General features: G+C 68.1%; 20 protein-coding genes and 1 tRNA gene. 9 read left to right on the top strand and 12 right to left on the bottom strand.

Annotated features, from left to right (window positions below):
- Positions 1–400 precede the first annotated feature (400 nt).
- Positions 401–1,267 carry a protease HtpX gene (htpX, locus tag ACM0PY_RS12195; RefSeq protein ID WP_049415827.1) on the bottom strand — a complete coding sequence of 289 codons (867 nt, stop codon included), beginning with the start codon at positions 1,265–1,267 and terminating at the stop codon, positions 401–403.
- A 93-nt stretch (positions 1,268–1,360) separates the two neighbouring features.
- Here htpX and gluQRS point away from each other — a divergent pair, with 93 nt between their 5' ends.
- The 3 genes from gluQRS (at position 1,361) to phaR (ending at position 3,761) form a co-directional block, all read left to right on the top strand.
- The gene (gluQRS, locus tag ACM0PY_RS12190; protein WP_180885905.1) at positions 1,361–2,281 is read left to right on the top strand and encodes a tRNA glutamyl-Q(34) synthetase GluQRS; all 921 of its coding nucleotides are present in this window, start codon (positions 1,361–1,363) and stop codon (positions 2,279–2,281) included.
- A 17-nt stretch (positions 2,282–2,298) separates the two neighbouring features.
- Positions 2,299–3,039: an acetoacetyl-CoA reductase gene (phbB, locus tag ACM0PY_RS12185; protein WP_111200717.1), complete on the top strand. Its 741-nt coding sequence runs from the start codon at positions 2,299–2,301 to the stop codon at positions 3,037–3,039.
- Between the two features lie 182 nt (positions 3,040–3,221).
- Positions 3,222–3,761 carry a polyhydroxyalkanoate synthesis repressor PhaR gene (gene phaR / locus ACM0PY_RS12180; protein WP_154351745.1) on the top strand — a complete coding sequence of 180 codons (540 nt, stop codon included), beginning with the start codon at positions 3,222–3,224 and terminating at the stop codon, positions 3,759–3,761.
- Between the two features lie 74 nt (positions 3,762–3,835).
- On the opposite strand, the gene ACM0PY_RS12175 is transcribed toward phaR, so the two are convergent.
- The 6 genes from ACM0PY_RS12175 to ACM0PY_RS12150 all read right to left on the bottom strand — a co-directional run bounded on the left by ACM0PY_RS12175 (position 3,836) and on the right by ACM0PY_RS12150 (position 11,382).
- Positions 3,836–4,798, bottom strand: a complete 963-nt coding sequence (locus tag ACM0PY_RS12175; protein WP_180885904.1) for a TraB/GumN family protein — start codon at positions 4,796–4,798, stop codon at positions 3,836–3,838.
- A 2-nt stretch (positions 4,799–4,800) separates the two neighbouring features.
- On the bottom strand, positions 4,801–5,730 hold the full coding sequence (locus tag ACM0PY_RS12170) for a DUF1684 domain-containing protein (RefSeq protein ID WP_134972270.1): 930 nt from the start codon (positions 5,728–5,730) through the stop codon (positions 4,801–4,803).
- Positions 5,731–5,741: 11 nt separating this feature from the next.
- Positions 5,742–7,643: a DNA mismatch repair endonuclease MutL gene (mutL, locus tag ACM0PY_RS12165; protein WP_180885902.1), complete on the bottom strand. Its 1,902-nt coding sequence runs from the start codon at positions 7,641–7,643 to the stop codon at positions 5,742–5,744.
- 121 nt (positions 7,644–7,764) lie between these two features.
- Positions 7,765–9,336, bottom strand: a complete 1,572-nt coding sequence (locus tag ACM0PY_RS12160; protein ID WP_061478062.1) for an N-acetylmuramoyl-L-alanine amidase — start codon at positions 9,334–9,336, stop codon at positions 7,765–7,767.
- A gap of 82 nt (positions 9,337–9,418) precedes the next feature.
- Complete coding sequence (tsaE, locus tag ACM0PY_RS12155) at positions 9,419–9,901, bottom strand: tRNA (adenosine(37)-N6)-threonylcarbamoyltransferase complex ATPase subunit type 1 TsaE (protein WP_134972929.1); 483 nt, start codon at positions 9,899–9,901, stop codon at positions 9,419–9,421.
- Positions 9,898–11,382, bottom strand: coding sequence for an NAD(P)H-hydrate dehydratase (locus tag ACM0PY_RS12150; RefSeq protein WP_180885901.1), 1,485 nt, complete (start codon positions 11,380–11,382; stop codon positions 9,898–9,900). The genes tsaE and ACM0PY_RS12150 overlap by 4 nt, the downstream gene beginning before the upstream one ends.
- 23 nt (positions 11,383–11,405) lie before the next feature.
- Between ACM0PY_RS12150 and queG the strand changes: the two genes are divergently transcribed.
- Both queG and xseA read left to right on the top strand, forming a co-directional pair.
- Positions 11,406–12,476 (top strand): tRNA epoxyqueuosine(34) reductase QueG, encoded by a 1,071-nt coding sequence (queG, locus tag ACM0PY_RS12145; protein WP_061478065.1) that lies wholly within the window; start codon positions 11,406–11,408, stop codon positions 12,474–12,476.
- Between the two features lie 44 nt (positions 12,477–12,520).
- Positions 12,521–13,852 carry an exodeoxyribonuclease VII large subunit gene (gene xseA, locus ACM0PY_RS12140; protein ID WP_180885899.1) on the top strand — a complete coding sequence of 444 codons (1,332 nt, stop codon included), beginning with the start codon at positions 12,521–12,523 and terminating at the stop codon, positions 13,850–13,852.
- Between the two features lie 578 nt (positions 13,853–14,430).
- Here xseA and ACM0PY_RS12135 read toward each other — a convergent pair.
- Both ACM0PY_RS12135 and ACM0PY_RS12130 read right to left on the bottom strand, forming a co-directional pair.
- The gene (locus tag ACM0PY_RS12135) at positions 14,431–15,327 is read right to left on the bottom strand and encodes a M48 family metallopeptidase (RefSeq protein WP_005417787.1); all 897 of its coding nucleotides are present in this window, start codon (positions 15,325–15,327) and stop codon (positions 14,431–14,433) included.
- Positions 15,328–15,415: 88 nt separating this feature from the next.
- A complete protein-coding gene (locus tag ACM0PY_RS12130) occupies positions 15,416–17,308 on the bottom strand; it encodes a formylglycine-generating enzyme family protein (RefSeq protein ID WP_061478067.1) in 1,893 nt (630 codons plus the stop codon).
- A gap of 84 nt (positions 17,309–17,392) precedes the next feature.
- On the opposite strand from ACM0PY_RS12130, the gene rnd reads away from it, so the two are divergent.
- Positions 17,393–18,472: a ribonuclease D gene (rnd, locus tag ACM0PY_RS12125; protein WP_134971983.1), complete on the top strand. Its 1,080-nt coding sequence runs from the start codon at positions 17,393–17,395 to the stop codon at positions 18,470–18,472.
- Between the two features lie 132 nt (positions 18,473–18,604).
- Here the strand turns inward: rnd and ACM0PY_RS12120 are convergent, their stop codons facing one another.
- Entirely contained in the window at positions 18,605–20,935 is a 2,331-nt protein-coding gene (locus tag ACM0PY_RS12120) for a TonB-dependent receptor (RefSeq protein WP_180884612.1), read from the bottom strand.
- 518 nt (positions 20,936–21,453) lie between these two features.
- On the opposite strand from ACM0PY_RS12120, the gene ACM0PY_RS12115 reads away from it, so the two are divergent.
- Positions 21,454–21,529 (top strand) — tRNA-Ala (locus ACM0PY_RS12115).
- Between the two features lie 62 nt (positions 21,530–21,591).
- On the opposite strand, the gene ACM0PY_RS12110 is transcribed toward ACM0PY_RS12115, so the two are convergent.
- Positions 21,592–21,762, bottom strand: coding sequence for a hypothetical protein (locus tag ACM0PY_RS12110; protein ID WP_162838143.1), 171 nt, complete (start codon positions 21,760–21,762; stop codon positions 21,592–21,594).
- A 159-nt stretch (positions 21,763–21,921) separates the two neighbouring features.
- Between ACM0PY_RS12110 and ACM0PY_RS12105 the strand changes: the two genes are divergently transcribed.
- Positions 21,922–22,407: a hypothetical protein gene (locus tag ACM0PY_RS12105; protein ID WP_134971979.1), complete on the top strand. Its 486-nt coding sequence runs from the start codon at positions 21,922–21,924 to the stop codon at positions 22,405–22,407.
- A gap of 6 nt (positions 22,408–22,413) precedes the next feature.
- Here ACM0PY_RS12105 and ACM0PY_RS12100 read toward each other — a convergent pair whose 3' ends face one another.
- On the bottom strand, positions 22,414–23,175 hold the full coding sequence (locus ACM0PY_RS12100; protein WP_032954356.1) for an SDR family oxidoreductase: 762 nt from the start codon (positions 23,173–23,175) through the stop codon (positions 22,414–22,416).
- Positions 23,176–23,307: 132 nt separating this feature from the next.
- Between ACM0PY_RS12100 and ACM0PY_RS12095 the strand changes: the two genes are divergently transcribed.
- The coding region (locus ACM0PY_RS12095; protein WP_495493260.1) for a helix-turn-helix domain-containing protein at positions 23,308–23,777 on the top strand (470 nt) is incomplete at its 3' end.

Below are 23,777 nucleotides of genomic sequence, written 5' to 3'. Positions count from 1 at the left end.
TCAAGGCGGACTGGAAGATCAAGATCAAGAACAACAGCATCCACCCGTCGCGAAGAGGTACTGGGTGCAGCTGTGGCATTTGACCTTGGGTCCGCCTTGAGCGAGCCGAGCACCGCAGGTCCGGCGAGGGCGAAGAGGTGCGGGTGTCTGAGCGCAGCGAGTTCCCGCACCGTCCCTCGACGGACCGAGGAGCACAGGGTACCGAGGCGCAGCATCGGCTCGCGCTCCGGCGGCGTGTTTCTTTGGTTACTTTCTTTGCACGAGCAAAGAAAGTGACACCCCCCGCGGTCGCGGAAACGACTCTCGCCAGGTCGTACCCGGCGCCACCGATGCATCGGCGCGCCAACAAAAACGCCCGGCGCGAGGCCAGGCGTTCCTGCACTACCTTGAAAGCAGAAGCTTACGCCACCGTCGAAGCCCGCAGCGCGGCAATGCGCTCTTCCAGCGGCGGGTGGCTCATAAACAGCTTCTTGGCCGTCGAACCGGAAATCCCGAAGGCGGCAATCTGGGTCGGCAGCGTGCTCTGGCCGTGGTTCAACTGCAGGCGCTCCAGCGCAGCGATCATCTTCTGGCGACCGGCCAGCGAGGCACCGCCGGCGTCGGCGCGGAACTCGCGGTGGCGCGAGAACCACATCGAGATCATCGTGGCGAACAGGCCGAACACCATCTCCAGCACGAACACGATGATGTAGTAAGCGAAGCCACGGCCGCCGCCTTCGCGGTTGCCCGACAGCGCGCTGTCGATGATGCCGCCAACCACGCGGGCCAGCACGATCACGAAGGTGTTCAGCACGCCCTGCAGCAGCGCCATGGTAATCATGTCACCGTTGGCGACGTGGGCGATCTCGTGGCCCAGCACCGCTTCAGCCTCGTCCTCGCTCATGTTGTGCAGCAGGCCGGTGGACACCGCCACCAGCGCGTTGTTGCGGTTGGCACCGGTGGCGAAGGCATTGATCTCCGGGCCGTCATAGACCGCCACTTCCGGCATGCCGATGCCGGCGGCCTTGGCCTGGCGCTCGACCGTGGCCAGCAGCCAGCGCTCGGTCTGGTTGCGCGGCTCGGTGATCACCACCGCACCGGTGGAGCGCTTGGCCATCCACTTGGACAGCAGCAGCGAGATGAAGGAGCCACCGAAACCAAAGATGCCGGCCATCACCAGCAGGCCGCTCATCGAACGCGCGTCCACGCCCAGGATCGACATGACGATGCCGGCCAGGATCAGGACCGCGAGGTTGGTCGCCAGGAACAGGGCAATACGGGTGAACATGGGAAAATCCGGCTCGGAAGGGGTCGATATCCGTCAATTTGCGGTGCGCTCAGCTTGAATTCAAGCGCCAACCTGACCGACGATTCAGCCTGCATGACCGCCATTGTTCCCTGCGGCCGCTTCGCGCCCTCGCCGACCGGCCTGCTCCACCCCGGATCCCTGCTTGCCGCCTTCGGCAGCTGGCTGCTGGCCCGCCACCACGGCGGCCTGTGGCGGCTGCGCATCGAAGACGTTGACCCGCCGCGTACCGTGCCCGGCGCCGCGCAGTCACAGCTGCAGGCACTGGCTGCGTTCGGCCTGGTCCACGACGGCCCGGTCCTGTGGCAGAGCGCTCGAGGCGAGGCCTACCAGGCCGCGCTGGACGTGCTGCTGGCCAGCGACCAGGCCTTCATCTGCCACTGCAGCCGCAGCGAATTGGCTGCCAGCGGCGGTATCCACCACCGCTGCGTTGCGCGGCAACCGCGACCGGACCCTGCCGTCCGCTTCCGCGTGCCACCGGGCAGCGTCGTGCACTTCGACGATGGCCTGCGTGGCCCGCAGCAGCAGGACGTGCGTGCCGAAGTCGGCGACTTCGTGCTGCGCCGTGCCGACGGCTGCTGGGCCTACCAGCTGGCGGTGGTGGTCGATGACGCCGCGCAGGGGGTGACCGAAGTGGTGCGCGGCGCCGACCTGCTCGATTCCACCGCGCGGCAGATCCTGCTGCAGCAGGCGCTGGGCCTGGCGGTGCCGCGCTACTGGCACCTGCCGCTGCTGCTCGACGCCCCCGGCCACAAACTGTCCAAGTCGCTGGCGTCGCTGCCGGTGGACAGTACACGGCCGGTGCCGGTACTGCGCGCGCTCTGGCAGCTGCTGGGCCAGGCCCCTGCCGCACTGGACGGCGCCGATGACCGGGATGCGCTGCTGCACACTGCGCAACGGGCATTCGACCCGGTTCGACTGCCGCGGACCGACATCCTGTTGCCGGCCGGCGCACTTTCCGCGCCGATGTTGCAGAATCCCCCTTCCCCCATCTGATTCCCGGACAGCATTCCATGACATCTCGCGTCGCACTGGTCACCGGCGGAACCGGCGGCATCGGTACCGCCATCTGCCAACGCCTGGCCGACCAGGGCCACCGGGTCGCCACCAATTACCGCGACGAGGACAAGGCCCGCGCATGGCAGCAGGCGATGACCGAGCGCGGCTACAACGTGTCGATCTTCCCGGGCGATGTCTCCGATCCAGGCAGTGCCGAGGCGCTGGTGCGTGCGGTCGAGGCCGAGCTGGGCCCGGTCGAGATCCTGGTCAACAATGCCGGCATCACCCGCGACACGACGTTCCACCGCATGCGCGCGGACCAGTGGCACGATGTGATCAACACCAACCTCAATTCGGTGTTCAACGTCACCCGTCCGGTGATCGAAGGCATGCGGCGCCGCGGCTGGGGCCGGGTCATCCAGATCAGCTCGATCAACGGCCTGAAGGGCCAATACGGCCAGGCCAACTACGCCGCGGCCAAGGCCGGCATGCATGGCTTCACCATTTCGCTGGCCCGCGAGAACGCCGGCTTCGGCATCACCGTGAACACCATTTCGCCCGGCTACGTCGCCACCGACATGGTGATGGCGGTTCCGGAGGACGTGCGCGCCAAGATCATCGCCGACATCCCCACCGGGCGCCTCGGCAAGCCGGAGGAAATCGCCTATGGCGTGTCCTTCCTGGTGGCCGAGGAAGCCTCATGGATCACCGGCAGCAACCTGGACATCAACGGCGGCCACCACATGGGCTGGTAAGCCGCGCAGGGGCCGCTGCGGCATGCGCTGACGGCCCCTGCCGATGGTCATGCTGCGCAGCACGCAAACCCTTGCTGCGCAACATGATCGCTGCTGAAAGCCAAGCCTGGCGGGGGCTGGGGCGGTTGCAACCGCTGCTGCACTGCGCCATGCTGCGCGTCTACTGTGACGAGTACCGCTTCATGGCTGCGACCCGCATCATCAAGAAGTATCCGAACCGCCGTCTCTACGACACCGAGATCTCCAGCTACATCACCATCGAGGACGTGCGCCAGCTGATCCTGGACGGTGAAGACTTCGAAGTCCGCGACGCCAAGAGCGGCGACGACCTCACCCGTTCGGTCCTGCTGCAGATCATCGCCGACCAGGAACAGGACGGCGAACCGATGCTGTCCACCCAGCTGCTGAGCCAGCTGATCCGCTTCTACGGCGATTCCCTGCAGGGCTTCATGGGCAACTACCTGGAGCGCAGCATGCAGGTCTTCCTCGACCAGCAGCAGCAGTTCCGCCAGCAGATGGGCAACCTGCTGGGCCAGACCCCGTGGGCGATGATGAACCAGCTGACCGAGCGCAACCTGGAGCTGTGGCAGGAATTCCAGCGCAGCATGGGCAGCGGCTTCGGTGGCCCGCGCCCGGGCGGCACCGGAACGGGAACCGGCAACAAGCCCGGCGAACCCGGCACCGGTACCGGTACCGGCACCGGCGGCAAGACCCGCCGCTGAGCTGCAGCAACGGCTGATACGAAAACGGCGCGCCCCTGGCGCGCCGTCTTGTTTGGCATCGCGCCAACCGTGCGTCAGCGTTTGGCCTTGCACCCCGTGCACACGCGCTCGATCTTGTAGCCCTTCGCCCTCAGCTTCTCGACCACGCCATCACTGCCCAGCAGGTGCAGCGTGCCGACCACCACCAGCGTACCGCCCTGCCCGGCCTGCAGGTACGGCTGCAGCTTCGGCACCCAGGCATCGTTGCGACCGGTGTTGATGCGCTGGTACAGCTGCGGATACTGCTGGCGCATCTCTGCCGCCATCTTGGTCCACAGCAGGCGCTCGTCGCCGCGACGCCATGCATCATGCAGCAACCGCGCCTGCTCATCGGCCTTGCCGGCCTGGTCCAGTGCTTCGGCCAGCATCTGCCGCTGTTCCTGCACGGTCATCCCGTCCAGCATGCCGATCTGGGTATCGATATCTTCCAGTCCCGCGGTCTTGCGGCCGGTCTTCTGCGCGCGTTCCATGAAGTGGCGGTCCAGGCCCAGCGCCGGGTCCAGGCCCAGCTTCTGCATCTGCCCGATCGAAATGCTCAGACCGACGAACCAGGGCTTCATGCCCTGCATCTGCGCCAGCGGCAACTGGTTCTGGGCAGCAAAGGCCTGCAGCTTCTGCCAGGTGGCCGCATCCAGATCACGCTTCAGCTCGCTGCCATCGGTGCGGGTCGCAGCCTGCACCATGCGGCTGGCCAGCTGGGGCGATTGCATGTCTTCCGGCGACAGTTCGAACACCACCCGCTGCGAGGCTTCGAACGCCTGCTCGACATCGGGCGACAGCGGGTAGTCCTGTGGCTTCAGCAGATGGAACGATCCCAGCAGGTACACGCGTGCATCGCCCGGGCCGGTGACTTTCCACAACAGGGGTACCGGCGGCTTGGCCGCGGTTGCGGCCGCGGCCGCGGCAGGGCTGGCCTGGCCATCGCGGGCCGTGGCCAGTGGCGCCACTGCGCAGGCCGCCAGCAACAGCGCGGTCCGGAACAGGTGTTTGATCGGCATGGTCAGCCTTCTCCTTCAGGCAGGTGGTAGGCCTTCTCGCCCGCTTCCACGCGCAGGTCCAACCGGTTTTCCGGCGGCGCCAGCGGGCAGGTCGCGTAGGCGGTGAACGCGCACGGTGGGTTGTAGGCATGGTTGAAATCGATGCGCACCGTGCCGTCTGCAGCGGGGGCATCGGTATCCAGATAGCGCCCGGCCGGATAGCTGCCGCGGCCGCTGGTGCGGTCGGCAAAGATCAGGAACAGTGGCTGCCCGGGCGCACCGATGGCCTCCAGGCGCCAGCTGCGGCCATCACGTTCGAACTCCACCGCACCGGCATTGGGCATCTCGGTGGTCAAGCCAGTGATGTCGACGATCGGCAAGGTCTTGCCCGGCGGATGCGCGATGAAGCGCGCCTGCACCTGCCAGTCCGCGCCGCCCGGCCAGTACTGCAGGCCGGCGAAATCACGCCGCGCAGGTGCCTCGGCATGCTTGACCCGCAGCGCGTCCCGTGGCCCCCGGCGGATGATGCTGAGCTGGCCCTTGCCGCCATCGAAGGCCAGCAGCGTCGGCTGCGCGTCCTTGTCGGTGTCGACGCGGATGCGGCCACGCACCGGCTGGCCGTCGTGGCTGACATCGACACCGGCTTCAGGCGTGAACCACCACTGCGTCCCGTCGCGACGCAGCAGGCCCAGCCTGTCCGGGCCAACCGTCAGGCGGATGCCGTTGGTGGCGCCGCTGCCAACGAAATGGGATTTGTTCTGCAGCCAGTGCAGGCCGACCAGGGCCGTCCAGCCATCGGGCCGGGTCAGGTCCTGGTAGCGCGCTACACGCCATTGCTGCTGCGCGGCCGCGTAGGCCGGATCTTCAGCGACCGTCGGCGCCGGCGGAGTTGCCGGGCTGCAGGCGGCCAACACCACGGCGGCCAGCAGGCCCGCCACTCCCCGATAACGCATCGATGCTCCCCTCAACGTCCGCGCAGGAACCAGCGGTCGATCTCCGCCAGCGAAAAACGGGCCCAGGTCGGTCGGCCGTGGTTGCACTGGCCGGACCGTTCGGTGATTTCCATGTCGCGCAGCAGCGCGTTCATTTCCGGCACCGTCAGGCGCCGGTTGGCACGCACCGCGCCATGGCAGGCCATGGTCGACAGCAGCTCGTCGCGTGCACTGGCCACGCGGCGGCTCTGGCCATGCTCGCGCAGGTCGGTCAGCACGTCGCGCAGCAGTCCTTCCGGTTCGGCATGCGCCAGCAGTGCCGGAATGCTGCGCACGTGCAGCGACCCGGGGCCGGCCCGGGTCACCTCGAAGCCGAGCGCCGCCAGTGTGTCGGCTTCGCTTTCGGCGGTGTCGGCCTCGCGCTCGCCCACCGCCAGCGTGATCGGCACCAGCAACGGCTGCGACTGCAGGCCGATGCCATCGTGCGCATTCTTCAGGCGCTCGTAGCCGATGCGTTCGTGGGCCGCATGCATGTCGACCACGATCAGGCCTTCAGCGTTCTCGGCCAGGATGTAGATGCCATGCAGCTGCGCGATCGCGTAGCCCAGCGGCGGTACACCCGCGTCGGCACTGGTCACCGGCAACCCGTTCTCGCTCGGCATCGGCGGCAACGCCGCTGCGCGTTCGGCACCGGCCGGCGTGGCATACAGCGCGGCGTAGGCGGCCGGTGCATCGGCCACCTGCAGGCCCAGCGGCTGCTGCGGACGCCAGCCTGAAAATCCGCCACCACCACCTCCCGAGCCGGGCGCAGCCCCACGCACCAGCCCGAACCCCGACACGCCGGCGCTCGATGCCGTCGGGACGGCGGCGGCGTCCGCCGGATGCGCGGGGCCGGCACCGATCTCCTGCGCCGACATGCCGGCACGGGTATCCGCCAGCGCATCCTTCAACGTGCGATAGACGAAATCGTGGACCAGCCGCGAATCGCGGAAGCGCACCTCGTGCTTGGCCGGATGCACGTTGACGTCGACGCGGGTCGGATCCAGTTCGAGGAACAGCACATAGGCCGGCTGGCGGCCGTGATACAGCACGTCGCCGTAGGCCATCTTCACTGCGTGGGCGACGCTGCGGTCACGCACTGAGCGACCGTTGACGTACAGGTACTGCTGGTCGGCGCTCGCGCGCGAATAATGCGGCTGCGCAATCCAGCCATGCAGGCGCAGGCCGGCGCCGCTGTGGTCCACGCGCACGGCCTGGTTGGCGAAATCCTCGCCCAGCGTTTCGGCAAGGCGTGCATCGGAATACAGATCGCCTGGCTTGTAGCGCCGCGAGGCCTTGCCGTTGTGCGACACGCGCAGCTCGACATCCGGCCGTGCCAGCGCCAGCGAACGCAGCCACTCTTCGATATGGCCCAGTTCGGTACGCTCGGCGCGCAGGAACTTGCGCCGCGCCGGCACGTTGTAGAACAACTCACGCACTTCCACCGTGGTGCCCGGCGCATGCGCGCGCGGGGTCACCTCGCCGATCTTGCCGCCTTCGATCTGCAGTGCCGAACCGTGCTCGTCGTGCGCGCGCCGCGAGCACAGGGTGAAGCGGCTGACCGATGCGATCGACGGCAGCGCTTCTCCCCGGAAACCGAGCGTGGCCACCGATTCGAGATCGTCAAGATCGGCGATCTTGCTGGTGGCATGGCGCGACACTGCCAGTGGCAACTGCTCGGGCGCGATGCCACTGCCGTTGTCGCGGATGCGGATCAGGCGCACACCGCCCTCTTCAAGATCGATATCAACGCGGCTGGCGCCGGCGTCGATCGCGTTCTCGACCAGCTCCTTGACCACCGACGCGGGTCGTTCGACCACTTCGCCGGCGGCGATCTGGTTGATCAGGATCTCCGGCAACGGCCGGATCGGGCGCGGATGGGTAGCAGACGTCATGCGGGGATGATAACGGAGCGGCCGAGGGTAGAGTCGAGCCATGCTCGACTGACGGGCTACCCACAAGGCCCAGTCGAGCGCGGCTCGACTCTGCAGAAAGCAGAAACCCGCCTTCGGCGGGTTATTTGCTGCCGCCGGCCATGGTGGCTGCGGCGTCGATCTCGGCCTGCGCGCGGGCGGCATACAACGTGCCCGGCGGCGGTTGGCGGCTGAAGAAGGTGTGCACACCATCCAGCACAGCGCCAGCGACCTTGCGCTGGTAAGCCGGGTCCGTCAGGCGGCGCTCTTCATCCGGATTGGAGATGAACGCCGTTTCCACCAGCATCGCCGGCATGTCCGACGTGCGCAGCACCGCGAAGTTGGCGCGCTCGATGTTCGGCTTGTGGTTGTTGCCGATCCGCTTCAGGCCGCCCAGCACGTGGCCGGCGGCGTCTTCGGACGCCTTCATGTAACCGCTCTGCGCCAGGTCCAGCAGCACATTGGCAAGCGTGCCCTCGGTCTGCTGCAGGCGAACGCCACCGACCAGATCGGCCGCGTTTTCCTTGTCTGCCAGCCAGCGGGCGCGCTGCGAAGAGGCACCCTTGGTCGACAGCACGTACACCGACGAACCCGTGGCCGAACGGTTCTCGGCCGCGTCGGCATGGATCGAAATGAAGATGTCCGCCTTGTTCGCACGCGCCTTCTGCGCACGCATCGGCAGCGGGATGAACACGTCGCTGTCGCGCGTCAGGTAGGCCTTCAGGCCCGGCGTGGCGTTGACCTGGCGGGCCAGCTCACGCGCCACGGCCAGGGTGACATCCTTCTCGCGCTTGCCGGTCGGGCCGATCGCACCCGGGTCCTGGCCACCATGACCGGGATCGATCGCCACCACAAGGTGGCGCATGCCGGGCTGCATGCGGATGCGCGATGCATCGCTGGGCATGGCCGGACGCGGCGGCTCGGCCGGCGTCGGTGCCGGTGTAGGGGCCGTTGCCGGCGGCGTGGTCACCACCGCAGCAGTGCGCTGGCCGGCGAGGATTGCAGCCGGCGAGGATGAAGGCGTGCTGCTGGCCGCGACACCTGCCGCAGCAACCTGGGCCGGCGCGCTGGTCGGTGCGGGGGTCGGCGTGGCGGGTGCGGCGGCGCTGGCGCTGGCCTGCTGCTGCACCTGTGCGGTCAGCAGGGCGGTGGCCCGCGCAGCATCGGTGCGTGACTGCGCGTTCTCGGCCGGCGTGGGCGCGACTGAGCCCCCCGCAGCGGCCGCCTGCGGCTGCACCGCCGGTGGCGTCGCCGGGCGGCTGGTTGTGGCCACGGCAGGGCCATCACCCGGCCATTCGATCACCAGCTTGGATTCATTGCCCTCGCGCTGCATCTGCGGGCGGAACGGCGCCACCGATTCGGCAAGGTCGAACACGACACGGAAAGTGCCCGGGACCGGCTGTCCGGTACGCACCGCCGTGACCACACCCTGCGCGGCCGGCATCTTCAGGTTGCGTACGGCGCTGGAGTCGGGGAAATCGACCACCAGGCGGTTCGGGCCGGCCAGCGACAGGGTCTTGTAGCCGCCACTGCCGACCAGTGAGATCTCGGCACGGGTGCCGGTCGCGCCGGTGTTCAGCAGCACCTGGCGGACTTCACCCGCCCACGCACTGACGCTCGCCAGACCCAGTCCGACGGCGGCACAGATGGCGATGAGACGGTTCCCCGGGCGCATGGCTCAGGATTCAATCACCGCGCTGAACGGAATGCAACACCTTTTTCCTTAATAATCCGTAACCTGCCGATCTTTGTTCTCGTCAGCCGACAGAAATGGCCTGCAAGTCGCCCCCTTGGGGCAGCCGTTTCAGCCATTCATGTCCAACGTCGCTGCCCGCGGTGAGACTGGCGCGGCGCCCCTGCCCTTCGATCTCCAGTGCCACCACCAGGTCGGTCGGCGGCAGCGCGCCGGCGCCCCGTTCCGGCCATTCGACCAGCCACAAGACCGCGCTGCCCTCGTCCAGGCCGAGGAAATCCAGCTCACCGGCCTGGCCGATGCGGTACAGGTCCAGGTGCCACGCCTCACCGCCACTGGCCAGCGGATAGCGCTCGACCAGGGTGTAGGTGGGGCTGCGGATCGCGCCATGCACGCCCAGCGCGCGCAGCAGCGCGCGGGCCGTAGTGGACTTGCCGGCGCCCAGGTCGCCGCGCAGTTCGATCAGCGCCTGCGGCGGCCGGGTGGCCGCCAGCCACTGCCCGAGCAGTTCGGTGGCGTCGCTGTCGGCAAGGAAGAAATCGGTCATGGGAAGCGTTCCGGGTTGGCCAGTCGCCGCAGCGGCGCCTGCAGATCAGTAGGAAGCAGGCCGCGTGCGCCGTCAGCGGCAGCCGCGTCGCCGGCAAGCGCATGCAGCAACGCGCCCGCTGCGGCGGCATCGAAGGCGGCCAGGCCCTGCGCACGCAGGCCGGCGATGATGCCGGTGAGCAGGTCGCCCATGCCCCCCACGGCCATGCCGGGATTGCCGGCGGCGATCAACCGGGGCGTTTGCCCGGGCGCCGCCACGATGCTGCCGGCGCCTTTCAACACCACCACCGCGTGGAAACGCTCGGCGAGCCTCTGCGCACAGGCGTAGCGATCAGCCTGGATGTCGCTGGTGCTGCAGCCGAGCAGGCGTGCGGCCTCGCCCGGGTGCGGTGTGAGGACGGCGCCGGGCAAGGCACGCGGATCCTGCGCCAGCAGGTTCAGCGCGTCGGCATCGACCACCAGTGGTTTGGCGCTGCCCAGCACCCGCGCAAACAGCGCGCGTGCCCATTCGTCCTGGCCCAGACCGGGCCCGATCGCCACCACCTTCGCCCTGTCAAGCAAGGCCGGCAGCGCTTCGCCGTCTTCCAACGCGTGGGTCATCGCCTCGGGCAGCCGAGCCAGCAGTGGACCGACGTGGTCGCGGCGGGTGCCCAGGCTCAACAGCCCCGCCCCTGCGCGCAAGGCGGCCTCGGCTGCCATGGCGATGGCACCGCCGCTGCCGTGGTTGCCGCCGACGCACAGCGCGTGGCCGGATTCACCCTTGTGGGTATTTGCGCGGCGCGGCGGCAACAGGGCAGGCAACCGTGCCTGCGTCCAGTACTCCACGGCAGGCGACACGCTTTGCCATGCGGCCGCGGGCAACTGCAGGGGTGCCAGGGCCTTGTGCCCGCAATGATCCAGCGCGTCGCCGGTGTACAGCCCGCGATGGGCCACGATGAACTGCAGGGTCAGCGCAGCGCGTACTGCCGCGCCAGGTACCGCACCGCGGTCGGCATCGACGCCACTGGGCACATCCAGGGCCAGCACAGGTGCCGCCTGCGCATTGATCGCAACGATCAGCGCCTGCGCCGCGCCCTCCGGCGCGCGATCGAAACCCAGCCCGAACAGGGCATCGACCCAGAGGTCGGCCTCGGGCAGCGCGCCGTCGAACTCGGTGATGGCGCCGCCGTCGGACCTGAACTCCGATGTTGCACGCTGCGCCAGCGCGGTCGATGGCGCCCGGCCCGGCAGGGCGATCACCCTCACCTCGCGCCCGGCCTGCAACGCGTGGCGAGCCAGCACGAGGCCGTCTCCGCCATTGTTGCCCGCACCGACCACCACGCCGATGCGCTGCGCCTGCGGCCAATGCTGCAGCAAGCACTGCCAGGCGGCCTGGCCGGCCTGCGCCATCAGTCCCCAGCCAGCATCCCCCGCCAAGGTGGACGCCTGGGCATGCAGCGCACGCGCGGCAGCGGAATCGAACAGATCGGCGAGGTTGGCCATGCAGGGATTTTATACTGGTGCGCATGTCCCTCGCCCCCTCCCCCGTCGATCCAGCCCAGGCCGTGCAGCGCATCCGCGAACTGGCCCGTGCGCATGGCTTCCAGCGCTGCGGCATCGCCGGTATCGAGCTCGGCGAGGACGAGGCGCACCTGGCCGACTGGCTGGGCCAGGGCCTGTACGGCACGATGGACTGGATGGCGCGCCACGGCACCCTGCGCGCACGACCGGCCGAGCTGTTGCCCGGCACTGTGCGCGTGATCTCGGTGGGCATGGACTACAGCCACAAGGATGACACCGAAGCGTGGGCGACGCTGGCCGACCCGGGCCGCGCCTACGTGGCGCGCTATGCGCTGGGCCGCGACTACCACAAGCTGATGCGCAACCGCCTGCAGAAGCTGGCCACGCAGATCAACGACGAAGTCGCGCCACTGGGCTACCGCGTGTTCGTCGATTCCGCCCCCGTCCTGGAGCGCGCACTGGCCCGCAACGCCGGGCTCGGCTGGATCGGCAAGCACACCTGCCTGATCGACCGCCATGGCGGTTCCTGGTTCTTCATCGGCGAGATCTACATCGACATCCCGCTGCCGATCGATACGCCGGCCACGGCGCACTGCGGCACCTGCACGCGCTGCATCGATGTCTGCCCGACCCAGGCCATCACCGGCCCGCAGCGGCTGGACGCGCGGCGCTGCATTTCCTACCTGACCATCGAACACGACGGCGCCATTCCCGAACAGATGCGCCCGCTGATCGGCAACCGCATCTATGGCTGCGACGACTGCCAGCTGGTCTGCCCCTGGAACAAGTTCGCCAAGCGCACCGACGAAGCCGATTTCCGCGCGCGCAACAACCTCGATACCGCGCGCCTGGACCAGCTGTTCGCCTGGGACGAGGCCGAGTTCCTGCGCCGCACCGAAGGCAGCCCGATCAGGCGCAGCGGCCATGAGCGCTGGCTACGCAACATCGCCGTGGCGCTGGGCAATGCGCCGTCCTCGGCCGAAGCGCTGGCTGCGCTGCAGACCCGCATCGACGATCCCTCGCCGCTGGTGCGTGAACACGTGCAGTGGGCACTGGGCCAGCACACGGCGCGCTGACGTGCGATCCTGAGCCCCCGTTCCGCCCGCAGCACGCCGTTTCCATGCAGCCACGCAACAACGACATCCTCACCCCCAGCCAGCTCAACACCCTGGCCCGCGACCTGCTGGAAGGCAGCTTCCCGGCGATCTGGGTCGAGGCCGAACTGGGCAGCGTGGCGCGTCCTGCCTCCGGACACCTCTACTTCACCCTGAAGGACGCGCGCGCGCAGCTGCGTGCGGCGATGTTCCGGATGAAGGCGCAGTACCTGAAGTTCGTGCCGCGCGAAGGCATGCGCGTGCTGGTGCGCGGCAAGGTGACCCTGTACGACGCCCGTGGCGAGTACCAGATGGTGCTGGACCACATGGAGGAAGCCGGCGAAGGCGCGCTGCGCCGCGCCTTCGAGGAGCTGAAGGCACGGCTGGAGGCCGAGGGCCTGTTCGACCCGGCACGCAAGCGGCCGCTGCCGGCGCACGTGCAGCGCCTGGCCGTGATCACCTCGCCCACCGGCGCCGCCGTGCGCGACGTGCTGAGCGTGCTCGGCCGGCGCTTCCCGCTGCTGGAAGTGGACCTGCTGCCGACCCTGGTACAGGGCAGCAGTGCCGCCGCGCAGATCACCCGGCTGCTGCAGGCCGCCGATGCCAGTGGCCGCTACGACGTGATCCTGCTGACCCGCGGTGGTGGTTCGCTGGAAGACCTGTGGGCCTTCAACGATGAAACACTGGCCCGTGCGATCGCCGCCAGCCGCACGCCGGTGGTCTCGGCGGTGGGCCACGAAACCGACTTCAGCCTGAGCGACTTCGCCGCCGACCTGCGTGCACCAACGCCCTCGGTGGCGGCCGAGCTGCTGGTACCCGACCAGCGCGAACTGGTCCTGCGCCTGCGCCGCACGGCCGCCCGCATGGTGCAGCTGCAACGGCATGCGATGCAGCAGGCGATGCAGCGCGCCGACCGCGCCCTGTTGCGCCTGAACGCCCAGAGCCCGCAGGCACGACTGGATCTGCTGCGTCGACGCCAGCTCGATCTGGGCCGGCGCCTGCATGCCGCGTTCAACCAGCAGCAGGAGCGCCGTACCGCGCGCCTGCGTCACGCGTCTGCGGTACTGCGTGGGCATCATCCGCAGCGCCAGCTGGACGCGATGCAGCGTCGCCTGACCGCCCTGCGCGGACGACCGCAGGCAGCGATGCAACGTCTGCTGGGGCGCGATGCGCTGCGCCTGCGCGGGCTGGCGCGTTCGCTGGAAGCGGTCAGCCCGCTGGCGACTGTAGCGCGCGGCTACAGCATCCTGACCCGCAGCGATGACGGTGCGCTGGTGCGGCACATCGACCAGGTGCAACCTGGTGACGCCCTGCAGGCCCGCGTCGGCGACGGCGTGATCGACGTGCAGGTCAAGTAGAGGGGGGTTCGGCAGGGCTGCGCCCTGCACCCGCGATAGTGCCGGCCGCTGGCCGGCAGCCTCAACAGCAACAGCAAAAGCTGGCATTCCGCGGGTTGGCGGGGCGGTGCCAGAGTGCGGGGACGCCGTAAACCCGTCCATGGGGGCTTGGCAGCCGCATCCATGCGGCTGACACCCCGCACTCCGGCACCGCCCCACCTCTGACAGTTTTCCGCAATGGGGTAGATCCACGCCATGCGTGGATGAATCTCCATCGAAATCGAATACATCGAATCGAGATCGACAAGCATCCACGCATGGCGTGGATCTACCGTGTCGACCAAGGTCGACACCTACCAACAGCAGCAGAAATCTGTCGAAGGCGGGGTGGGTCCGGTTGCGGGGGCGTGAGCCGCATGGATGCGGCGACCGAGCTTACATGGACGTACTTGCAGCGTCCCCCGCAACCGGACCCACCCCGGCATCCCACGGAATGCACGCTGTTGCTGTTGCTGTTGCTGTTGCTGTTGCTGTTGCTGTTGCTGTTGCTGTTGCTCTGGCTTCGGCAGATGCAGAGCGCAGCCCTGACGAACAACCCCCTACTTTGCCTGCTCGCAGAACTTCTGCCGGTACTCGAGCGCCTTCGGCATCAGTGCCTGCAGGTTCTGGATGCGGGTGCCCGGGTTCGGGTGGGTGGAGGCGAACTCCGGCGGCGCCTGGCCGCCACTGGCCTGGCCCATGCGCTGCCACAGCGGCACCGCCTCGCGGGGATCGAAGCACGCCGCTGCGGCCAGCATCAGCCCCACTTCATCGGCCTGCGTCTCGTGGCTGCGTGCATAGGGCAGCAGATACCCGTAGCCCATCGCCGACATCATCATCTGTTGCTGCTGCGCATCCATGCCGCTGGCGGCACCGGCCATCTGCCCGATCTGGGTCAGCTTCTGCTGCGCCATCCGCTGCGCACCATGGCGCAGCAGCGCGTGGGCGATCTCATGGCCCATCACCACCGCCATCGCATCACGCGTACGCGCCACCGGCACCAGGCCGGTGTAGACCGCCATCTTGCCGCCCGGCAGGCAGAACGCATTGGCCTGCTCGGACGGGATCACATTCACTTCCCACTGGAAATCCCGCGCGAAATGCGCCGGCTGCACGCCGTGCTCCTGTGCCAGCGCGGTCTCCACCACATCCACCTTGGCGATCAGGCGCTGCGCGATGTCGCGCACATCGCGCGCGATCGGCGCATTCGGATCCATCGGCCGTTCCTGCGAGAGGATCTGCTGGTAGGCCTGCAGACCGAGCGCGGTCTCCTGGCGCGCATCCAGGCTGCTGTCGATCATCACCTTCTCGCCGGTGTAGGGATCGACGGTGCGATTGGAGAACCAGTAGAACACCGCATAGCCCGCCGCCAGCAGCAGCACCCACCAGCGGATGTTGCCGAACAGGCCGCGTCGCTGCGGGCCTTGGGGCGAGCGGGAAAAGGGATCGTTGCGCATCGGTGGTCTTCCAGCAGACCCCGCCGGCTGGCGGGCACGGCGCAATCTTAGTGCGCGGACGCCAGCAGCGGGTGAAGCCCGACGCCGCTCAGATGCCGCGCACCAGACGGAAGCCGATGCGCGCATTGGTGGTGTCCGAATCCTGCGATTGCCGCCAGGCCGCACGGGTCTGCTCGGGCGCATTGGCCCAATTGCCGCCCCGGATCACCCGTGACCGGCAGCCCGGGTTGAACCAGGCGACACCGTCGGACGGCGCACGCCGGTAGCTGGCGTGCCAGCAGTCGGCCACCCATTCGCTCAGATTCCCGGCCATGTCGTGCAGGCCGAAAGCATTGGCCTGGAAACTGGCCACCGGCGCCGGTCCCCACCAGCCATCGCCATAGCCGATGAAAGCGTTGTGCCAGTGCCGACCCGAAGGCGAGACGTCCTTGCTGCCGGTGAAATTGCCGCTGCCCGGCGGCGGCGTACCCGCGTCTCCCCAGGGGTAGCGGCCACTGCTCCCGGCGCGCAGCGCATATTCGAATTCGGCCTCGCTCGGCAGCCGGTAGCTGCGTCCGGTCTGCTCGGACAGCCATGCCGCGTAGTTCTCGGCATCCCGCACGCTGACATGCATCACCGGCGAGTTGCCCAGTGCGCGCGCGCCATCGTAATCCGAACGCCAGTCGACGCCGCTGCGGCGGATGAAATTGCCGCTGCGCTCGTCATAGACCACCGAGTGGCCGCGCCGGGTCGCACGTGGTCGGGCATTGGTCGACTTCACATAGCGCTCGAAATCGCCGACGGTAACCTCAGTGATCGCCATCGCGAAGCCGCGGTCAAAGCGAACGTAATGGGAGGGGCGCTCGGCGTCGGTGGAGCCGGGCTCGGCATCACCCGCGCCCATCTGGAAGCCGCCATGCGGCACAACCACCATCTGCGGACCGCGCCCACCATCACGCATCGCGTCGCTGAACACCTGCCCCGGGCGGAAGCTGCCGTAATGGGTGGCCAGATCGATGCGTTCGCGCAGCTGGGCCACCACCGCATCCCCCGGCAAGGCGATGCGCAGGGCCTCGGCCAGCTTTTCGCGCGCCGGCTTCAGCCCCTGCGGCGTCGCCAGCTCGCGCAGGCCCTCATCACGCAGCTGCAGCAGCGCGGCGGCGCGGATCTGCTCGATGCGCTCGAAGGCATCGGCAATGGTCGGTGACGAGTCACGGACCTTGCTGGCTTCGGCCAGCCAGGTGCCCGCACTGGCAAAGTCGCGTACGCGCGCGGCGTCCTCGGCCCGGCGGATCAGGCCACTTTCGGCCGCCGCCAGGCCCTGCCGCGCCCGGCTGTTGTGTTCGTCCAGAGCCAGCGCTTCACGGAAGTTGCCGATCGCACCGTCACCGTCCTCGCCGATCCGCCCCGATCGCAGGTCTTCCTCGCCGGCACGGTTATAGGCCACCACGCGCTGGGCGAGCTCCACCCGGCCCTGCAGCGCGCGCACCTTCTCATCCTTCGGCGCCAGGGTCAGCAGCACCAGTGCCTGGCGACTCGCCTCGGCCAGCGCCTCGCGCTGCCGCAGCGGCCGAACCAGCAGGGCATCGGCCTGCTGCTGCAGGCGCTGGCGAGCACGCTGCAGGCCGCTGCGGGCCAGGCGGTCATCCGGGTCTTCCTCCTGTACCGCCAGCCACAGCGGAACCGCCGCGTCGGCGTCCTCGTACAGGTGCCCTTCGCTGAACGCCTTTTCGGCTGCGCGGCGCAGCTGGGCGACGCTGCGGCCCTGCCGGTCGACCCGTGGCGGTGTCCACCGCTGCACGTCCTCGGTGGCATCCTCACCGGCAATGGTGACGCTGCCCTGCCCGGTCCCCGGTGTCGGCTCCGCCAGTGAACCTTCCTGCGGCCGCGCGTCTTCGCCAGCAGCCGGCCCCGGCTCCGGTGTCGCCGAGGGCGACGGTGTGCAACCGGCCAGGGCCACGGCCAGAGCGGTGCACAGCACGGACGACAGCGGAAAACGCAAGCAGGATCTCCTTCGGCACGGACGCGGACCGACGTTAGGCTATTCTCCCCTGCCTGAGCAAACCCGAGTAGTAGGCCCTGACCCGTGGCAACCTGGATCACCACCCCCGCCGAGCTGGATGCGTACTTCCAGCAGCGTCCGGCCCGCATCGGCCTGGACACCGAATTCATCCGTGAACGCACGTTCTGGCCGCAGTTGGCTCTGGTGCAGATGGCGGTCGGGCAGGACATCCTGCTGATCGATCCGCTGATTCCCGACATGACCGAGGCACTGGCGCCCTGGCTGGCCGATGAATCGATCACCAAGGTGATGCACAGCGCCAGCGAAGACCTGGTTGCCTTCAAGTGGACCTGCGGCGTGTTGCCGCGACCGCTGTTCGACACACAGATCGGCGCCTCGCTGGCCGGCATTGGTGGCGGCATGGGCTACCAGAAGCTGGTCGCGGAAATCACCGGCGTGGCGCTGGCCAAGGGCGAAACGCGCTCGGACTGGATGCGCCGTCCGCTCTCGGAGTCGCAACTGCAATACGCCGCCGACGACGTCGAGCATCTGTTCGCGCTGCATGATGCCATTGATGCCAAATTGCAGGCGCTGGGCCGCCAGCAGTGGCTGCACGACGACGGCGAGCGCCTGCTGGCCAGCGTCGCCAATGACGAGGACCGCTGGCCGCATCTGGCGATGCGCTCAGCGCAGTTTCTCGATGCTCCCGCGCAGCGCCGCCTGCTGCGCCTGCTGCGCTGGCGTGATGTGCAGGCACGCAGCAGCGACCGCCCGCGCAGCTGGATCCTGGACAACGAACTGGCCGCCACGCTGGCACGCACGCCACCGGCCGATGCCGCCGCGCTGGCCACGCTGTTTGAACAGTTCCCGAAGGCGCCGCGCAAGCTCGCCGGCGCGGTGTGGCAGGCGCTGGACACGCCGCTGGCCGATGAGGCCGAGGCACCACTGGCATTGCCCGCCAACGACACCAACAAGCAGGCACTGAAGAGGCTGCAGGACGCCGTTGCCGAGCGCAGCCGCGAGCTGGGCCTGCCGGATGGCGTGCTGGCCTCGCGCAAGCATCTGGAAAGCTACCTGGAGCGCCGCCAATGGCCGGCCGCACTGGCCGGCTGGCGCCAGCAGGAGCTGGAGTCGCGGCTGCAGGCGCTGCTGCCGGCACATTGAAGCGCCGAGCACGGCGCCGGATTGCGGTCCGGCTACCGTGGAAGGCCATGAAGAAGGGCGACCCGGATCACCGGGCCGCCCTTTGCATTCCAGCAGTGCGATGGCGGGAAGACCCGCCACCGTGGCAACGCCTTACCAGTTCATGTTCAGCGAGACACCGACGGTGCGCGGTTCGTTGTAGACCGCAGCCATATAGTTCTCGATCACACCCTTGAGGTTCTTCTCGTTGGTGATGTTGCGCGCGAACAGCGCCACTTCGTAGGCACCGTAGTTGCCCGAGTAGCCGATCTTCAGGCCGCCTTCGAAATCACCCTTGGAATTGAACTCCTTGCTGTCGTACAGCACGAAGCTGGTGTAGCCCTGCTTGTTCCAGTCGGTGGAGACGAACATGGTGCCCGCGTCGCTGACCGGGAAGTCGTAACGGGCGGCCAGGTTGACGTTGTACTTCGGCGCGTTCGGCAGCGGGTTGCCGTCGATCTGCGCGAAGGTGTTGGCACCGACCTTGATGGTCGGGTCATTCACCGTGCACACCACCTGGCCGTTGAGGCCGCAGACCTGCGCGTAGACGCGCTTGTCCCTGATCTCGCTGTGCAGCAGGCTCAGGCCGGCGCTCAGGGTCAGGTTCGGGATCGGGCGCAGCTCCATGTCCGCTTCGAAACCATAGGCCTTGGCCTTGTCGGCGTTGAACAGCACGCCGTTGCCGTCCGAATCGTTGCCGTTGAGCTGGATGTCGTTGACGGTGTAGGTGAACGCGGTGGCGTTCAAGCGCAGGCGATTGTCCCACAGGCTGCTCTTCACGCCCGCTTCCCAGGACAGGATGGTCTCGGAATCGGCGGTGGTGAAGTCGGCATTGAACACGGCCGAGCGGCCCTGGATGGTCGGGCCGCGGAAGCCGCGGGCGACCTTGGCATAGACGCTCACGTCCGGCGTGATCTGATACATCGCGCTCAGATCCCAGCTCGGGGTGGTGTCGGACATCTTGACGTCGGTGCGGCCCTTGTAGGTGACCACGCCAGCGGCAGTGTCAGCTGTCTTCAGCAGGCGGGTGTGCTTCTCGTCCCGGGTCTGGCGCAGGCCGGCCGTGACGGTGAACTTGTCGGTGAAGGCATAGCTCAGCTGGCCGAAACCGGCCCACGAGGTGTTCTTGTTGCGCAGGCGCACCCAGTTGTTCGGGTTGCGGGCCGCGCCCTGCAGGAACCAGGCGCGCTGGTAGAAGTCGGTGGTGTCGCTGCCGTTGAAGTAGAAGGCACCGGCCTGCCACTGCAGCGCGCTGTCGTCATGGCTGGCCAGGCGGAATTCCTGGGTCCACTGATCCAGGTCACGGATGCGGCCCATCGACTGGCCGTAGCCGTTCGGCACGCCGTTCACCGGGAAGTTCACCGCAGCGCCGCCGTCGGTGTCGCCACGGCTGTAACCGGAGGTGGTCTCGTAGGCGGTGATCGAGGTGAAGTCGATCGCGCCGAAGTCGTAGCGCGCCTTCACCGAGCCGCCGTAGGTCTTGTAGGCCTGCGGGTTGTTGTCGGCTTCGTCGTAGGCGACCTGGTCGCGCGGCACGTCGGTCTTGTTCGAACCCTTGGTCAGCGCACCGCGCAGGAACAGGGTCGAGGTGCCTTCGTAGTCACGGGCGTGGGCCGAGGCCAGGATCGAGAACTGGTCGCTCGGGGTCAGCAGCAACTGTGCGCGTACGTTGCGGTCATCGAAGCCGCCCATCGCGTTCTTCTTCTGGCTGACCGTGCCGTCGGCACTCGGGCCCTTGTAGGTGTTGTCGACGTAGTCATCGCGGTGCTGGTACAGCGCCGACACGCGGAACGAGGCGATGTCATTGATCGGGCCGCCGAAGCCGCCGTCGATCGACACGCTGTTGTAGGTCGCGTAGCTGGCGCTGACCCGGCCGGTGTAGTCCTGGGTCGGCTTCAGGGTGTCGAACTTGACGATGCCGGCGGTGGTGTTGCGGCCGAACAGCGAGCCCTGCGGGCCACGCAGCACTTCCACCTGGTCCACGTCATAGACCGGGTTGGACTTCAGCACCACGTGCTCCAGCACCACATCGTCCTGGATGATCGACACCGGCTGCGAGGCACCCAGGTAGAAGTCGATATTGCCCAGGCCACGGATATAGAAGCGCGGGAAGATGCGGCCGGTGGTGGTTTCCGCATACAGGCTCGGCACGCGGCCGGACAGTGCCAGCAGGGTGTCGTCGCCGCCGGCGGTGAAGTCGCGCATGCGCTCGCCCTGCACCACGCCCACCGAGACCGGCACTTCCTGCAGGTTCTGCTCGCGGTGCTCGGCGGTCACGGTGATCGTGTCCAGGCCGGTCGGGGTCGACGCGCTGTCCTGCGCGGCGGCACCGAAGCTGCCGACCAGGGCCAGGCCGGCACAGGCCAGGGCCAGCGGATGGCGGCGGAAGGAAACGAAGGAAGACGACAGACCCGACAGGCGGCGGGAATCGGAATGGGAGGGCATGGAATGCTCTGAGGAGGCGTCCGTGCGGCCTGCGCGAGCCGGGCGGCAAAAAGGGGGGAAACTGCGCAAGCGGCCATTATCCCCCAAATTGTTACGATTTCGTTGCGCGGCACCCGAACCCGGCGAAACAAGCGGTTTCGGCACAGTCCGCCGGCACCACCTTGGGGTCAGCTCCGTTCTCCCAAGGAAAACGGATCTGACCCCGAAGCTCCTGGCAGCCGGGTCAGCGCGACATCGACCCTCGCAAGTCGCCCGCGTGCGCGCTGCGAAACCAACTCTCGCCTTTACTTCTACGGCGCCGCGGCTTCGCGCTACGGCGTCGCGGCTTCGCGGAACGACTGCTCATTGCTGCCGCCCCCGGCATTGCCTTGCGCAACGCCTGGTCTCTGTCGAATTCGCCCTGCTGCGGCAGGCCCTGGCCTGAAACGGTCCGGGACGGCGGTGGATCCCGTCCCCGCCACGTCCCGGCCGGGCGCTTGGCAAGCGCGGCGGGCGGCGCTACACTGAAAGCCTGCCGTGGGGCCATAGCTCAGCTGGGAGAGCGCGTCGTTCGCAATGACGAGGTCAGGAGTTCGATCCTCCTTGGCTCCACCATTCTTCAGAAGAACCCGAAGATCGCCATGATCTGCGGGTTTTTTCTTTTCAGCGCCTCCGGCTCAGGCCGGCTCCTGGTCACCATCCTTGCGTTGCGGGCCGCGCGAGTGCGCATCGCGCACCTGTTGATCGCGCTGCCCCGGCCGCTGCTTGGCCACATCGTCCTGCTTCCTGTCCTGGCGGCTTTCCTGGATACCCTGCTTTGGGTCCTGATCCCTGCTTTGCTCGTTCATCGAAAACTCCCTCGCCGGCAGCAGGCCAACGTTGCCACCACGCTAGAGGTTGCCGGGTGAGCCGCGGGTCAGTCCCATGCCAACATCGTGTGCAGGAAGCGGCTTGCCGCCAGCGCCCCGCGCGGCCAGAATCCGGGGCACCACGCTCACCGGTGTGCCATGCCCTCCCCTGCCCAGCACGCAGCTCACGCGTTGCCGATGCTCCTCAATGCGACCGACGGCAGGATCCAGCTCGGCAACCTGCGCGCATTGATCGGCCCCACCCTGTCACTGGACGAAGCGCGCATCGCCTTCGCCACGCTGACGCATGGCGAGCGCGATGTCGGCACCGGCTACGTCTGGCTCAGCCTGCACCGGCTCAGCCTGGGCGGTGCGCCCGCTGGCATCAGCCTGGGCTTCCACGGGCAACAGCTCGACATGGTGACGATGGGTGCCGATCTGCCTGATGCGACACTGGAAGACGGCTGGCCGAGCCAGGCCGCGATCGATGCCGAAGTCGCTTTCATGCGGCGCACCTTGGCCACAGCACTGGGGCGCAAACTGGCAGGCGGCCACGCCCGCTTCAGCTGGGGCGAGGCCTGGGCCCGGTTTGACCCGAAGGGATTCATGGCGAGCAGCGGCCTCCGCTACTCGCCCCGCACGTGACGGCGCTTAGGTTCGGGTGATCGACACGCCGCCTTCAACGCGCATTGCGGTACCGGTAACGAAGCTGCTTTCATCGCTGGCCAGGAACAACGCCGCATTGGCGATCTCCTCCGGCTTGGCCATGCGCTTGAGTGCATGCAGCGAGCGCACGAAATCACGCGCATCACCGGTCGGTGCCGCCTGCCGGCCCATCTCGGTATCGGTGCCCCCGGGCAGCAGCACGTTGCTGCGCACGCCACGCGCGCCGTATTCGGCGGCGATCACCTGGCTCAGGCCGATCAAGCCGGCCTTGCTCGACGCATAGGCCGCCATTCCCGGGAAGCCGACGGTGTGGCCGACGAAGGTGCCGACAAACACCAGCGAGCCACCGCCGCGTGCCAGCAACGCCGGCAGCTGGGCGCGTGCGGCGTGGAAGGCGGCATCGAGATTGGTGGCCATCACCTCGCGCCACGCATCCACCGGGAACTCTGCTGCCGGTGCACCGGGGCCGAGCATGCCGGCATTGTTGAGCGCGATGTCCAACCCACCGAATGACTGCTGGGCCAGTTCCACCAGCGCCGGTGCCGTGGCCGGATCAGCCACGTCCGCGGCATGCACCACCACCTCGCCACCGGCGGCGCGGATCTGCTCGGCCAGCGCCTGCAGCGGCTCCGGCCGCCGTGCGTTGAGCACCAGCTTTGCCCCTTCTGCAGCGAAGCGCAGGGCGCTGGCGCGGCCGATGCCGGCGCTGGCACCGGTGATGAGAGCGATCTTGTTGTTCAGCCGCATGGTCGTGGTACCGGTTGTGAAGTGGCCGCCACGATGCCGCGCCTATCGCCTGCCAACACTCCGTTTCCGGGCCCGGCCCATCGGTGCAGGAAACGGAGTTTCCGCAGAACCAGCACGTGCCAGAATCCGGCCATGGACAGCACCGCCACCACCGCCCTCGATGCCCGCGTCGAACGGGTTTGCCGCCACCTTCAAGCCAGCCACGACGAACCCTCGCTGCAGGAACTGGCCGGGATCGCGGGTTGCAGCCCAACCCGTCTGCATCGCCTTTTCAAGGAAGCAACCGGGTTGACCCCGAAGCAGTACGCTGCCGCGCTGCGCGCCGACCGCCTGCGCAGCGGACTTCAGCAGAAGGAACGCATCACCGACGCCTTCCACGATGCCGGCTTCGGCTCCAGCGGACGCTTCTACGAGAACGCGCCGAAGCTGCTGGGCATGACGCCGAAGCAATGGCGTGCCGGTGGTCGCGGCGAAGTCATCCACTTCGCGCTTGCCGAAAGTTCGTTGGGCAGCGTGCTGGTGGCCAGCAGTGCCACCGGCGTGGTCGCGATCCTGCTCGGCGACGATCCGGAAGCGCTGCTGCAGTCACTGCAGCAGCGCTT

It is taken from the genome of Stenotrophomonas sp. BR163 (assembly GCF_047520985.2).
GTDB classification, from domain to species: Bacteria; Pseudomonadota; Gammaproteobacteria; order Xanthomonadales; family Xanthomonadaceae; genus Stenotrophomonas; species Stenotrophomonas sepilia.
Note: the sequence above shows the minus strand (reverse complement) of the source record. Positions and strands in the feature narration are given on the sequence as shown.

Excerpts from the sequence above, each read along its gene's own strand:
- phbB (WP_111200717.1), top strand. The coding sequence starts at position 2,299 with ATGACATCTCGCGTCGCACTGGTCACCGGCGGAACCGGCGGCATCGGT.
- phaR (WP_154351745.1), top strand. The coding sequence starts at position 3,222 with ATGGCTGCGACCCGCATCATCAAGAAGTATCCGAACCGCCGTCTCTAC.
- ACM0PY_RS12150 (WP_180885901.1), bottom strand. The coding sequence starts at position 11,382 with ATGGCCAACCTCGCCGATCTGTTCGATTCCGCTGCCGCGCGTGCGCTG.
- tsaE (WP_134972929.1), bottom strand. The coding sequence starts at position 9,901 with ATGACCGATTTCTTCCTTGCCGACAGCGACGCCACCGAACTGCTCGGG.
- gluQRS (WP_180885905.1), top strand. The coding sequence starts at position 1,361 with ATGACCGCCATTGTTCCCTGCGGCCGCTTCGCGCCCTCGCCGACCGGC.
- ACM0PY_RS12120 (WP_180884612.1), bottom strand. The coding sequence starts at position 20,935 with ATGCCCTCCCATTCCGATTCCCGCCGCCTGTCGGGTCTGTCGTCTTCC.
- ACM0PY_RS12135 (WP_005417787.1), bottom strand. The coding sequence starts at position 15,327 with ATGCGCAACGATCCCTTTTCCCGCTCGCCCCAAGGCCCGCAGCGACGC.
- ACM0PY_RS12170 (WP_134972270.1), bottom strand. The coding sequence starts at position 5,730 with ATGCGTTATCGGGGAGTGGCGGGCCTGCTGGCCGCCGTGGTGTTGGCC.
- mutL (WP_180885902.1), bottom strand. The coding sequence starts at position 7,643 with ATGACGTCTGCTACCCATCCGCGCCCGATCCGGCCGTTGCCGGAGATC.
- ACM0PY_RS12105 (WP_134971979.1), top strand. The coding sequence starts at position 21,922 with ATGCCCTCCCCTGCCCAGCACGCAGCTCACGCGTTGCCGATGCTCCTC.
- ACM0PY_RS12160 (WP_061478062.1), bottom strand. The coding sequence starts at position 9,336 with ATGCGCCCGGGGAACCGTCTCATCGCCATCTGTGCCGCCGTCGGACTG.
- xseA (WP_180885899.1), top strand. The coding sequence starts at position 12,521 with ATGCAGCCACGCAACAACGACATCCTCACCCCCAGCCAGCTCAACACC.
- ACM0PY_RS12175 (WP_180885904.1), bottom strand. The coding sequence starts at position 4,798 with ATGCCGATCAAACACCTGTTCCGGACCGCGCTGTTGCTGGCGGCCTGC.
- htpX (WP_049415827.1), bottom strand. The coding sequence starts at position 1,267 with ATGTTCACCCGTATTGCCCTGTTCCTGGCGACCAACCTCGCGGTCCTG.
- ACM0PY_RS12100 (WP_032954356.1), bottom strand. The coding sequence starts at position 23,175 with ATGCGGCTGAACAACAAGATCGCTCTCATCACCGGTGCCAGCGCCGGC.
- queG (WP_061478065.1), top strand. The coding sequence starts at position 11,406 with ATGTCCCTCGCCCCCTCCCCCGTCGATCCAGCCCAGGCCGTGCAGCGC.
- ACM0PY_RS12110 (WP_162838143.1), bottom strand. The coding sequence starts at position 21,762 with ATGAACGAGCAAAGCAGGGATCAGGACCCAAAGCAGGGTATCCAGGAA.